Here is a 12,478-nt window from a genome sequence, read left to right on the forward strand (position 1 = left end):
GACAAACATTTTACTTTTTAAACTATCCTCATGTTAACAGAAAGGTATTTATATCATCTTAAGAAAAATTTTATGCTGGCCTACCCCGTGATGCTAAGTCAACTCGGACATATGATGGTGGGAGTAGCCGACAGCATGATGGTAGGACACCTAGGTGCATTGCAGTTAGCAGGAGCCTCGTTAGCAACCATAGTATTCAACCTATTGTTGATGTTTGGCATCGGAGTTTCTTATGCTATCACTCCACTTGTGGCCTCTGCTGATGGAGAAAAAAACACAGAAAAATCTACCGATTTACTGCGCCATGCCATTATGATCAACCTTTCTACTGGCATCATACTTTTCTTAATAGTTAAAATAGCTGGCAACGGCCTTTTTTACCTCAACCAGCCCGAAGATGTAGTAACTGCTGCCATCCCCTATTTAAACATACTTACCCTTTCTATCATACCATTAATGGTATTTCAAACTTTTCGCCAGTTTGCTGAAGGGCTCTCATTTACCCGGCAACCTATGTTAATAGTAATTGCCTCTAACGTTTTAAATATTATCCTTAACTACCTCTTCATCTATGGCAAATTAGGCTGTCCACAAATGGGGCTTAACGGTGCAGCTTGGGCATCTTTTATAGCAAGATGCATTATGGCCATATGGATTGCCCTGTATATATATAAAGGCAAAGCTTTTACCAACTACAGAAAGGGTTTTGCCATAGGCAGGTACAGCAAACTACTGATCAGAAAAATATTAAGCCTAGGCATACCTGCAGGATTACAATTTGTATTTGAAGTAGGTGCATTTAGTTTTGCAGTAATTATGATTGGCTGGCTAGGCACCAAGCCATTAGCGGCACATCAAATAGCCATTTCTTTAGCAGCAGTAAGTTATATGATGGCCTCAGGTTTATCGTCTGCTGCCACCATTCGCATAGGAAACCAACTCGGCAAAAAAGACAAACCAGCACTAAAAGACGCTGCTTACACTATTTATGCCATGGTGGTAATTTTTATGCTTATCACAGCCGCAATATTCATCTCTGGCAGGTACTTTCTTCCATCACTATTTATCAATGATATAGAAGTTATTGAATTAGCAGGTTCATTAATGGTGATTGCAGGCTTTTTTCAGGTTTCGGATGGACTTCAGGTAGTTGGGCTGGGGGCACTAAGAGGACTGGCCGATGTAAAAGTGCCTACTTTTTTAACATTTATAGCTTATTGGGTATTGGCCCTACCAATTGGTTATTTTATGGCTTTCCATCTCAACATGGGCCCAAAAGGCGTTTGGTACGGCTTATTAATTGGACTTTCCATTGTAGCCATTGTAATGCTGTGGAGATTTAACTACCTTACTAATAAGCTTGATTTTTCAGATAAAAAAACTGATTAAAATCAATATGGGGACTTTTCTTGCTTAAATAACGTTATCTTTGCACTATGGATCAAAGTCAGACAATTGCACTATACCAACCTGTTTTACAACAGATAGCCTTGCGCATGGTGGGCTCACTGGCTGATGCTGAAGATATCGTTCAGGATACTTTTTTAAAATGGCTTTCTGCTAACTCAGAAAAAATAGAAAACACTAAAGCCTATTTAATAAAAGCAGTAACTAACAACTGCCTCAATCATCTTGAAAACTTAAAAAAGACCAAAGATGAATATCTTCACAATATAAAACCATCAGAACTTATTGACTGGTACAAAGAAAAAGAGTTCTTCCATTTTGACATGGAAAATGAAATTTCAGCAGCACTCGATGTTTTACACCAAAAGCTAGAGCCCGTAGAGAAAGGCATATTTGTACTTAGGGAATTTTTTAACTTTGAGTATGAAGAACTGCAAGAGATTTTCAACAAAAAGAAAGACAACTGCAGGCAGCTATTTTGTAGAGCTAAAGGCAAAATAGCCAACAATAACACCAAGACTAAACCTTCCATTATAGAACCTGGCTTTCTTGAAAGTTTTAAAAAAGCCGCCAACTTTGGATCTCTCACTGACTTCATAAAAAAAATCAATCTAGAGATCATCAATCAGCAATAAATATTTTTTCTAAAAAAAAGTTATTGCCTTTTGTCACAAACTCCCCAAATCTCTGTCTTTATAAAAAAGCCCTACGCATAAACGACTATTAGAAGATTTTAAAATATAATAATGGCAGTAATCTTAACATTCTTTATAGCACATTGGTATTTGTCGCTATTCTTTCAAACGTTTTTTCTTCATAGGTATGCTTCACACAAAGCATTTACCATGAGCAAAACATGGGAAAAAGTATTCTTCTTTCTCACTTGGTTTTTCCAAGGGTCTAATTATCTAAGCCCATATGGCTATGGAATAATGCACCGCATGCACCATGCATATGCAGATACTCCTAATGACCCTCACTCTCCTAAATATGATGAGACTATTTGGAAGATGATGTGGAAAACAAAAACCATTTACTCAAGCATCACTAACAAAACCATGAAGGTAGATTCTCGCTTTACGCAAGATGTACCTGAATGGGAGGCTTTTGATAAATTTGCAAGATCTTGGATATCTCGCCTTGTTTGGGCGGCCATTTATGTTGCTATTTATTGGCAATTTGCCACGGTTTGGTGGTTATGGTTGTTATTACCTATTCAGTTTTTGTTATCTCCAATTCATGGGGCCATCATCAACTGGTTTGCTCACAAATACGGCTATGTTAACTATCCAGTAAAAGATACCTCTAAAAATTTCTTACCGGTTGACTTTTTGATGATGGGAGAAAGTTATCATAACAACCATCACAAACATGGCAACAGAGCCAATTTTGGTGGAGTAAGATGGCACGAAATTGATCCCACATACCAAGTAATAAAAGTATTAAACTTGGTAGGCATCATTAAAATAGCAAAAACCAAAGAAGTAGAGCTCACTGAAGTAAAGAAAGCAGCATAGTTCTGCACTATATAAATATTTATTTTAAATAAGGTCGTAATATATGTATATTACGACCTTATTTTTTATATAACTTTTAATAAAGAATGATTGAGGTATTAGCAATTTCATTTCTATCCAAAAAAATATCTAAAATGGTAAGAGACAAAGGACTCAAGCCTGGTAAATATATCGCTTACACAGTATTACTTTGGATTGGCCTTGAAGTAGCCGGAGGCCTTTTTGGCATCATGGTTTTAGAAAAAGAAGCATTAGCTTATGTATTTGCTTTACTAGGAGCAATAATAGGAGGAGCAATAGGTTATCAAATTGCCAAAAGTGCCACAGGAACTGGCCTGCCAGAAACAGGAGATGCACTTGACAGTAATCTATAAAACAAAAAAGGGGCTTTAAAAGCCCCTTGCTTAATCCTATAAATATTGTCTATTTATCAAATCAGGGTACTTGATTTACAGTACCATTATAATCCCCTCTAGAAACTGTGTGTAGGTTAGTTACCGTATGAAACACCTCATTCTCTCTAGGCTGTATGGAAACTGCACTGGCCTCCATCTCTAAAGTATCAGCATTAAATACTGCTGTCACCAATAAATTCTGACCTTCTTCGGCATCAGAATGGTAGTTATAGTCAGGGGTTAATTTCTGCAGGTACATGGTTAATGAATCAGAAGTATCAAAGTGTAGCTTATAAACATATAAATCACCATCTACTTGCTGAACATATGCAGAATCAGTCACATAATTCACTTTAGGACCATCGTTTTGATTCACAATGGATCCTTCAACGTTGCCCGCACTACTAACCCCATTATAGGACACCCCCAAAAGAGAATTTATATTAGCATCGTCATCTTCTCCACAGCTAACAAATAACGCGGTTAAAGCTATTATACTTAAAAAGTAAGTAAAGTTTTTCATAAAATTTCTAGTATTGATTTTGCACAATAGTATGACTTTACACCACTGCACACAGAACTCTTTCGATAAGTATTCGTATTTTTCTTTGAATTTAATAGGCACGAAAGCCTAAAATAATTCACCTTAGTATTAGCTTATTCCCAACAACCTACATTAAAACATTTTTTGATATGGAAAAACCAGGCAGAACAGTACGATTTTCAAAAACTACCATTACCGAGTTAATGATACCTTCTTACGCCAATTTTGGAGGTAAAATACACGGTGGCATACTCCTTTCATTGATAGATAAAGTGGCTTACGCATGTGCATCTAAGCATGCAGGCAACTACTGCGTTACTGTATCTGTAGACAATGTTGAATTTCTTCAACCTGTTGAAGTAGGAGACTTAGTATCTTTGCATGCATCAGTTAACTATGTGGGCAACACCTCCTTGGTAGTAGGCATTAAGGTAATAGCTGAAAACGTAAAACAAGGAAGTGTAAAACACACCAACACCTCATACGTGACGATGGTGGCTAAAGACGAGGACGACAAACCAACTCCAGTGCCTCAACTAATACTTGAAGACAAAGAAGAAGTAAGGCGATTTTATGAGGCTATGAAAAGAAAAGAATTAAAATTTAGCTTCAACCAAAAGATGGACGAAACCAAATCCACCACCGACCATAAGCTAGCACTTGCCGCTCTAGAGAAGCAAAAATGTATTTTAAAACTAGAAGACTAAGACTTAACTCCTAATTACTTACTTATGAAATTTATACGCTGTATACATGCGGCCTACTCCATGTTAATTTTTGGAGTATTATTTTTCACGTTCTTTCCATTGTTTCTGATCCCCATAATATTTCCTAAAAGACACCAGTGGACAGGACGAATCAACAGGTGGTGGGCACATGCATTCTTTACGTTAATTTTTATACCTTATGAGATAGAGTACAGGTTTACGCCAGAAAAAGACAAATCATATATCTTTTGCCCTAACCACTTTTCTTATATGGACATTCCTACTATGGGGCTTAATAAGGTAAACAGCATTTTTGTTGGTAAAAATGACATGGAAAAGGTGCCAATATTTGGCTACATGTATAAAAAGCTGCACATAACAGTTAACAGAAGCAGCCTAAAAAGCAGATACGCCACTATAGTAGCTAGTGGCAATGCCATAGACGAAGGCAAAAACCTGACAATATTCCCTGAGGGAGGGATAATTACTGAAGCTCCTCCCCAAATGACACGCTTTAAAGACGGTGCCTTTAGAGTGGCTATAGACAAACAAATTGATATTATTCCTGTAACTATTGCCTATAATTGGATAATTTTACGTGATGGCACATTACTGCCCAAGCGCCATAAAATGAAGGTGATATACCACGAACCAATATCCACCAAAGGGCTCACTTTAGAAGATATACGTACTGTAAAAGAACAAACCTTCGAAGTGATTGATAATGAACTTAAATTAAGTAATGCATAAATGAATATCGATAAAGATCTTCTTAATAAAATTGCGCACTTGGCAAGATTAGAGTTTGACGAAAATAAGGCTGAAGAAATGATGGCCGACATGACTGAAATCTTAACATGGGTAGAAAAACTCAATGAACTAGACACTGAAAATGTAGAACCTTTGACTACAATGTCTCATGAAATAAATGCCTTAAGAGAAGATGAACCAAAGACTCACTTAAGTAGAGAGAAGGCATTAAAAAATGCTCCAAAAAAAGACGAAGAATACTTCAGAGTGCCTAAAGTGCTAGAATAAAAAATATGCAATCCAATTATTTCTGGAAGGAATGGCCCCGACCTCTACGTTTACTCTTCAACGCTATACTACTTCTAATGACTGCATCTGTAGTATGGTGCACCTACTACTATTTTCTTGGGGCTGAGAACATCATTGGCTGGAATAAACTAGCCAATACAGAAAGAATTAATGCCGCTATTAATTCTTTTAAAGTAGGACCTTTTACTCTTAAAACTTCTGCTGATAACATTTTATTCTTTCAGCAATTTGCTGGAAATGCACTCCAAGTAAATGTATTGTCATATTATTTACTACTCGGCATTACGGTTATTGGCTTAAACCTTTATTTAACCATTACTTCTAGCTTAAGCAGGTTTTGGTACACCATTGGCATGGGGCTTTTCGCCTTTTTCATGGTCAACTACAAGTTTGAACTTCTGTTACTTTTTGACAGTACAGAAAAGATAGGTTTAATACTGGCATTCATTCTTTACTTCCCTTTAAGTTATTATTTCAATAGCATCAACAGCAATGTCTCATTCTTACTCAGAATGGCTTTATTTTTTATATGTACAGCCATTTTCGGAGTTATTATTTATTTATTTTCGGGAGTAGATCAGCCATTTTTATCGTTAGCGACATACGGCATTGTAAACCCATTTATTGTAACACTAGTATTTATTGTATTAGTAGCGCACGAAATCATTACAGCATTTCTATATACGCTTACTAAAGCAAAACCAACCACTTCAGGTAACAGCATGCTTCATTTCTACCTGATTTCCTTGGTATACTTAGTTAACTTGGTGCTGGCTTATTTGTACGAAACCCATGTTATTGAATGGGATTTTGTATACATTAACCTTTACCTTTTGTTTTTCATTTCTGCAGTAATTGGCATCTGGGGCTTCAGGCATAGAGAAAGTCAATATGAAAACATTTTGAAGTTCAGACCACAAGGAGCCTTGTTGTATGGCATTATGTTTATTTGCAGCTTCTCTACACTGGCACATTTCTTTGCTACATTAAACACCTCAGCATTAGAAGTAATTAGAGATTTCATCATTTATGCACATTTGGCATATGGCGTAATCTTTATCATATATGTAACCAGCAATTTCATTAACCCACTAAAAGCAAACCTACAAGTTTACAAAGTGGTGTATAAACCCAATACAATGCCTTACTTCACGTATTGCTTTGCAGGGTTAATTGGCTTAACAGCTCTATTTATAAAATCTAACTGGGAAATACCTTACCAACAAGGAGTTTCCGCTTACTACAATAGTATAGGTGATTTGCATTATGCCAAGGGAGAGATTCGACTTTCTCAATCATATTACAAACAAGGTGCAATATATGGTTACAACAATCATAAGTCGCACTACATGCTAGGTACTATTGCCGAGCAAAACAATGACTTAACCTCAGCAGCATTAAATTACAAAGCGGCTATTCAAAAACACCCTGCTCCGCAAACATTCATTAATTTAAGCAACTTATACATGAAAGAGCATCGAATATTAGATGCTTTACTCATACTTAATGATGGCGCCAAACTTTTCCCTAAAAATACTCGCCTGATTAATAATTTAGGCCTTGCATATGGAAAGACTGACTTGATAGATACCGCATTTTACTATTTAAAATCTACTTTAAATTCGGAAATCCATCAGGCCGCCAGTAGTAATTTAATAGCCTTTTTAGCAAAAAAAGAAATCACTACTGCCAGCGACTCATTGTTTTCGGACATCAACATTCAAAACGATCCTGTAACTATTAACAATGCTTTTGTCTTCAAAAACAAAGCCAAGGCTCCCTATGAAAAAGATTTCAAGGCCAATAAAAAGAACTTAGACTTCTTAAATGCAGCAGTCATCTACAACCAAGCATTTAATTATCTCTTTAAAGAAGACTCATTAAATACAGCAGAGTTGCTTGCTTTAGCCAAAGAAAATGAAAACGCATCTTTTGCAGAATCGTTAGAACTTGCGGCAAGCCTCAATGCCTATAAAAACGAAAACATCTCCTTGGCTTTTAAACAGCTAAACTGGCTAGCAAACAGCTCCCCGTATAGCGCTGGAGACTATTTTAACACTATTGGTTTATGGGCCATGGAGCAAGGAGCTCCTGAAGTAGCCATTTCTTATTTTAAATGGGCTACGGATAAATTCAACAAAGAAGCTCCATTTAATGAAGCCATGGCATTAACAGAAGCTGGCTATTATCATCAGGCACTAGAAAAATGGCAAGAGCTAAGAAAAAGCAGCGATACTAATGTCAGGTCTATTGCTAATACAATTACCGGTATTTTAAAAGCCTCTGTAAGTGATTATAACGATTATGAAGACAACAAAAAGTACTTATTCTTAAGGTACCAGCTTACATATCAAGATACTACACACTTCAAAAATCTGGCACCCTTAATAAAAGATGGTAACTACAAAGCCCTCTCCTACTTGGATATGGCAAAAAAATTATGGGAGAAAGACCTTACAGCATCTGCTATCAACCAGTTTTTAAAACTTACCGACTTACAGATCAGTGATAAAACCCTCTTTAACCAAATACAGTGGTTTGAACTTAACATGCTAGCAGCAGAAGGAAATGTTCGTGGTTTATCAACCAAGATTAATCAGGGCATTACTTTTGACAAACAGCATAATATAGAAAAGCATTATTACAAAGGCCTTATCCATGAGGCCAATGGAGATACTACCAGCGCCTTGAAAGAGTATAAAGCTATCGCTTATGCTAACCCTTACAAAGAAGACGCTACTATTGCGGCTGCCAATTTTATAGGAACTAGAGATAGGTTCGAGAGCTATAATATTTTATTGAACGCTATGGAGCTCAACCCAAAGTCAGTCAAAATATTAAAAGCATATGTGTTACAATCAGCGCGTGTACAGCTAAACAATTATGCTGAAATCACACTCACTGACCTTCAACAACTTATAACACCAGCCGCATACCGTAATTTTGTAAACGAGTACCAAGCACTGGTAAAAGCTGTAGAAGAGGCTGAACAAAATTTCTAGAAACACATTTATATCACTGAGCTTTAGCCTGATATAACTTAAATTTGCATCATTTAGTAAAAACTTATTATATGGAATTAAAGAAAATACAACTTAACGACATTCACGAGAAGCTAGGCGCCAAGATGGTACCTTTTGCTGGTTATAACATGCCCGTTCGTTATTCATCAGATATTGAAGAGCATAATACTGTAAGGAATGGCGTTGGTATTTTTGATGTATCGCATATGGGTGAGTTTATGCTAAAAGGCCCTAAAGCAATTGATTTAATACAAAGAGTGACAAGTAACGATGCCTCTAAGTTAACTATTGGAAAAGCCCAATACTCATGTCTTCCAAACGAAGATGGTGGTATTGTGGATGACTTGCTTGTTTACAAAATGGGCGAAGAAGAATACATGTTAGTAGTAAATGCTTCAAACATTGAAAAAGACTGGAATTGGATAAGCAAATTCAATACTGACAATGTGGAAATGAGCAATGACTCTGATAAAATATCTCTCTTTGCGATACAAGGCCCAAAAGCTACCCAAGTATTACAAAAGTTAACTACAATAGATTTAAGCGCCATAAAGTTCTATAATTTCACGGTTGGAGCATTTGGAGGCGTAGACAATATCATTATTTCTGCTACAGGCTACACAGGTGCTGGTGGCTTCGAGTTGTATGTACCTAACGAACATGCCGAGAAAATCTGGAATGAGATAATGACAGTAGGTGAGCCTGAGGGCATAAAACCTATTGGGCTTGGAGCACGCGACACCCTAAGATTAGAAATGGGATTCTGCCTGTATGGTAATGATATTGATGATAAAACTTCACCTTTAGAGGCCGGGCTAGGATGGATCACCAAATTCAGTAAAGAATTTATCAATTCTGCGGCTTTACAAAAGCAAAAAGAAGAAGGTGTATCTAAAAAACTAGTGGGCTTTAAAATGGTAGACAAAGGAATTCCTCGCTCTGGCTACAGCCTAGAAGATGCAGAAGGAAATGTAATTGGCAACGTTACTTCAGGCACTATGTCTCCTACATTAGGCATAGGTATAGGCATGGGCTATGTAACCAAAGACTTAGCTGCTGCTGAAACGGAAATTTTTGTAGCAGTAAGAAACAGAAAACTTAAAGCTCAAATACAAAAGCTACCTTTAATCTAATATACAATAGATTTTTTTCAAGAATCAAAAGGCTTTATTTCTACAATAAAGCCTTTATTCGTCTCTATATAACCGTATTATTTTTATGAAAACCATAGATGCATGTCTGAGTCCAGACTTGGTTCACCTATATGATTTAAACAATAAAGTAGCTGTTATCGTGGACATTCTACGCGCCACCAGCTGCATGACAACTGGTATTGCCAGCGGTATAAAGGCAATAAAACCTTTTGCCTCTGTAGATGACTGCAGAGCCATGAAGAATGAAGGCTATTTTCTGGCAGGTGAACGAAATGGTGTTCAAGTAGAAGACTTTGATCTAGGAAATTCTCCTTTTGACTACATGCAAAATCATTTGCAGGGAGAGAAAGTGGCCACTACTACTACCAATGGCACTGTGGCTATCCAAAAATCAGAAAGCGCACATGAAATCATTATCGGATCATTTCTCAACCTTACAGCAGTTGCAGAATATCTTAAAAATCAAGATAAAGATGTAGTGATAGTTTGTGCGGGCTGGAAAGGCAAAGTAAACATGGAAGATTCATTATATGCAGGAGCGCTGATAGAAGCATTAAAGTCAGACTTCGCCCACGGATGTGATGCACCGCTCCTGTTACAATCATCTTACTTAAACGTAAAAGACCACTTGCTTTCTGTAGTTCAGAATTCATCGCATGCTAAAAGACTTAATAGACTTAACGTGCATAAAGACATTGAATTTTGTCTGAAATTCGATGAATACAATGTAGTACCGGTAATTAAAAATGGTGAAATAGTATCACTTTAATTTATCATTGTTTTTATGACGATCCTTATCTCGGATAGATTTTTTTTCGAGGTTCTTTTTAAAAGCCTCTGTTAAATCCACTCCGGTTTGGTTAGCCAGGCAGATGAGCACCCATAGCACATCTGCCATCTCATCTCCCAAGTCTTTATTTTTATCAGATTCCTTTTCTGATTGCTCACCATACCTTCTTGCCATAATACGGGCAACTTCACCCACCTCCTCGGTAAGCATGGCCATATTTGTTAACTCATTAAAATATCGAACGCCAGTGGTATTGATCCACTCATCTACAATCTTCTGCGCCTCCTCTATAGTCATGCTTTATTTTTTATCTTTTGTATCTATTATTATAGTTACTGGCCCATCATTTACTAACGCCACTTTCATGTCTGCGCCAAACTGTCCGGTACTTACTTTTTTACCCAACTGAGCCTCTGCCTCTGCTATAAATGCTTCATACAACGGAATAGCCACATCAGGCTTTGCTGCTTTAATGTAAGAGGGCCTATTTCCCTTTTTAGTACTTGCATGCAATGTAAACTGACTTATAATCAAAAGCTCTCCAGCCACATCTATTACACTTTTATTCATCACCCCTTCTTCATCATCAAATATTCTCATATTAACTACCTTCTTCACCAGCCACTGAATATCTTCTTGTGTATCGGCTTCCTCTATTCCCAAAAGTAGCATTAACCCCTTACTTATAGCTGCTGTTTTTTCACCCTCAATAGTAACTGATGATTCTAATACTCTTTGAATAACTGCAATCATGTATTTTAATAGTTCTGAATTTCACCTGACATATGAATGTACTTTCCCGAAACATTACGTTTAGCCTCGGCATACATTCCCTTTGCCACTTTTTCTATTTTTACTCCTTTATATTTCTTTAAAAACCCTTTAAACACAAAGCCAAAAGCTTGAAAGAACAACTGCCCAGCCTTTTCTCCAGGTCTTTTTTCTCTCCGGCTCCCTAATAACAATGAAGGCCTGAAAACATGAAATGTTTGATAATTGAGTGCTGTAATGTCTTTTTCCACATCACCTTTTACTCTGTTATAGAAAAACGCAGACGATGGGTCTGCTCCCATAGACGAGCAGAGCAAATACTGAGTAGCGCCATTACGCTTCATTATTTTAGCTACTTTCAAAGGGTAATCGTGGTCAATGAGCCTAAACTTCTTTTCGCTCCCCGCCTTCTTAATGGTAGTACCTAAGCAACAAAAAACATCATCCGCTCTAACATCTTTTAATTGTTCTTCTATATTACTATAATCACTAATAATACTTTGAAGCTTGGAGCTTACTAAAGAGTATTGCCTCCTACTTACAGTAATTACGGTAGTATAGTAATCTCCATTAACAAGATCCCGCACAAGCTGTGTACCTACCAAACCTGTACTACCCACAACCAATGCAACTTTTGACATAACTAAAAGATTAGATTTATGCTATAAACGGAGAAATTTACAACAATGTTAATTGAGCTTTATAGTATCATTCTGAGTATTTTCCCAAGCAATAAACTTATCCACTTCAAACTTTAGTTGGTTGTATACCCAGATAATTATACTAAAATCATCTACCAACCCTGTAATGGGAATAAAGTCAGGCAGTAAATCAACAGGCATAACAAAATATACCAGCGCTGCCACAAACATGAGAATGCTTTGCCATTGTATATCTCTATAATCTTTAGCCCGGTAAGCCTTGACCATTCTAAGAATAACGTTTACATTCTCAAATACTTCACTGTTTTTGCCTTTTTTGATAGACTGTAACTTATCAGCCGAATTTCTCAACAGGTTTTTAAGCTTCTCTCTATTATTTAAAATATTGGCAGCCCTGTTTTTAGCGTTATCAAAAAACTTATTACTATCGTTTCCCTTCATAAGACATC

Annotated in this window: 15 protein-coding genes; 10 read left to right on the forward strand and 5 right to left on the reverse strand. The window is 36.8% G+C overall.

Annotated elements, in window-relative coordinates:
• The first annotated feature begins 30 nt into the window (after positions 1-30).
• The 4 genes from ACXACQ_RS01485 to ACXACQ_RS01500 all read left to right on the forward strand — a co-directional run bounded on the left by ACXACQ_RS01485 (position 31) and on the right by ACXACQ_RS01500 (position 3,298).
• Positions 31-1,389: an MATE family efflux transporter gene (locus tag ACXACQ_RS01485; RefSeq protein WP_474974146.1), complete on the forward strand. Its 1,359-nt coding sequence runs from the start codon at positions 31-33 to the stop codon at positions 1,387-1,389.
• A 47-nt stretch (positions 1,390-1,436) separates the two neighbouring features.
• Positions 1,437-2,042 carry a sigma-70 family RNA polymerase sigma factor gene (locus tag ACXACQ_RS01490; RefSeq protein ID WP_474974147.1) on the forward strand — a complete coding sequence of 202 codons (606 nt, stop codon included), beginning with the start codon at positions 1,437-1,439 and terminating at the stop codon, positions 2,040-2,042.
• A 111-nt stretch (positions 2,043-2,153) separates the two neighbouring features.
• A complete protein-coding gene (locus ACXACQ_RS01495) occupies positions 2,154-2,924 on the forward strand; it encodes an acyl-CoA desaturase (RefSeq protein ID WP_474974148.1) in 771 nt (256 codons plus the stop codon).
• 86 nt (positions 2,925-3,010) lie between these two features.
• Positions 3,011-3,298 carry a hypothetical protein gene (locus ACXACQ_RS01500; RefSeq protein ID WP_474974149.1) on the forward strand — a complete coding sequence of 96 codons (288 nt, stop codon included), beginning with the start codon at positions 3,011-3,013 and terminating at the stop codon, positions 3,296-3,298.
• A 61-nt stretch (positions 3,299-3,359) separates the two neighbouring features.
• On the opposite strand, the gene ACXACQ_RS01505 is transcribed toward ACXACQ_RS01500, so the two are convergent.
• The gene (locus ACXACQ_RS01505) at positions 3,360-3,842 is read right to left on the reverse strand and encodes a hypothetical protein (RefSeq protein ID WP_474974150.1); all 483 of its coding nucleotides are present in this window, start codon (positions 3,840-3,842) and stop codon (positions 3,360-3,362) included.
• Between the two features lie 170 nt (positions 3,843-4,012).
• Between ACXACQ_RS01505 and ACXACQ_RS01510 the strand changes: the two genes are divergently transcribed.
• The 6 genes from ACXACQ_RS01510 to ACXACQ_RS01535 all read left to right on the forward strand — a co-directional run bounded on the left by ACXACQ_RS01510 (position 4,013) and on the right by ACXACQ_RS01535 (position 10,575).
• Complete coding sequence (locus ACXACQ_RS01510) at positions 4,013-4,570, forward strand: acyl-CoA thioesterase (protein WP_474974151.1); 558 nt, start codon at positions 4,013-4,015, stop codon at positions 4,568-4,570.
• A 24-nt stretch (positions 4,571-4,594) separates the two neighbouring features.
• Positions 4,595-5,320, forward strand: coding sequence for a lysophospholipid acyltransferase family protein (locus ACXACQ_RS01515; RefSeq protein ID WP_474974152.1), 726 nt, complete (start codon positions 4,595-4,597; stop codon positions 5,318-5,320).
• Positions 5,321-5,608, forward strand: coding sequence for an Asp-tRNA(Asn)/Glu-tRNA(Gln) amidotransferase subunit GatC (gene gatC / locus ACXACQ_RS01520; RefSeq protein WP_474974153.1), 288 nt, complete (start codon positions 5,321-5,323; stop codon positions 5,606-5,608).
• 77 nt (positions 5,609-5,685) lie between these two features.
• A complete protein-coding gene (locus ACXACQ_RS01525; RefSeq protein ID WP_474974154.1) occupies positions 5,686-8,631 on the forward strand; it encodes a tetratricopeptide repeat protein in 2,946 nt (981 codons plus the stop codon).
• 71 nt (positions 8,632-8,702) lie between these two features.
• Complete coding sequence (gene gcvT, locus ACXACQ_RS01530) at positions 8,703-9,785, forward strand: glycine cleavage system aminomethyltransferase GcvT (RefSeq protein WP_474974155.1); 1,083 nt, start codon at positions 8,703-8,705, stop codon at positions 9,783-9,785.
• Positions 9,786-9,870: 85 nt separating this feature from the next.
• On the forward strand, positions 9,871-10,575 hold the full coding sequence (locus ACXACQ_RS01535) for a 2-phosphosulfolactate phosphatase (RefSeq protein WP_474974156.1): 705 nt from the start codon (positions 9,871-9,873) through the stop codon (positions 10,573-10,575).
• On the opposite strand, the gene ACXACQ_RS01540 is transcribed toward ACXACQ_RS01535, so the two are convergent.
• The 4 genes from ACXACQ_RS01540 to ACXACQ_RS01555 are packed head-to-tail and all read right to left on the reverse strand — an operon-like array spanning position 10,567 to position 12,470.
• The gene (locus ACXACQ_RS01540; protein ID WP_474974157.1) at positions 10,567-10,893 is read right to left on the reverse strand and encodes a nucleotide pyrophosphohydrolase; all 327 of its coding nucleotides are present in this window, start codon (positions 10,891-10,893) and stop codon (positions 10,567-10,569) included. The two genes, ACXACQ_RS01535 and ACXACQ_RS01540, sit on opposite strands and share 9 nt — an antisense overlap.
• 3 nt (positions 10,894-10,896) lie before the next feature.
• Positions 10,897-11,349, reverse strand: coding sequence for a D-aminoacyl-tRNA deacylase (dtd, locus tag ACXACQ_RS01545; RefSeq protein ID WP_474974158.1), 453 nt, complete (start codon positions 11,347-11,349; stop codon positions 10,897-10,899).
• Between the two features lie 5 nt (positions 11,350-11,354).
• The gene (locus ACXACQ_RS01550) at positions 11,355-12,008 is read right to left on the reverse strand and encodes an oxidoreductase (protein WP_474974159.1); all 654 of its coding nucleotides are present in this window, start codon (positions 12,006-12,008) and stop codon (positions 11,355-11,357) included.
• A gap of 48 nt (positions 12,009-12,056) precedes the next feature.
• The gene (locus tag ACXACQ_RS01555; RefSeq protein ID WP_474974160.1) at positions 12,057-12,470 is read right to left on the reverse strand and encodes a YkvA family protein; all 414 of its coding nucleotides are present in this window, start codon (positions 12,468-12,470) and stop codon (positions 12,057-12,059) included.
• Between the last annotated feature and the right edge of the window lie 8 nt (positions 12,471-12,478).

The sequence above is a fragment of the Fulvivirga sp. AWR4_260 genome, from assembly GCF_056158185.1.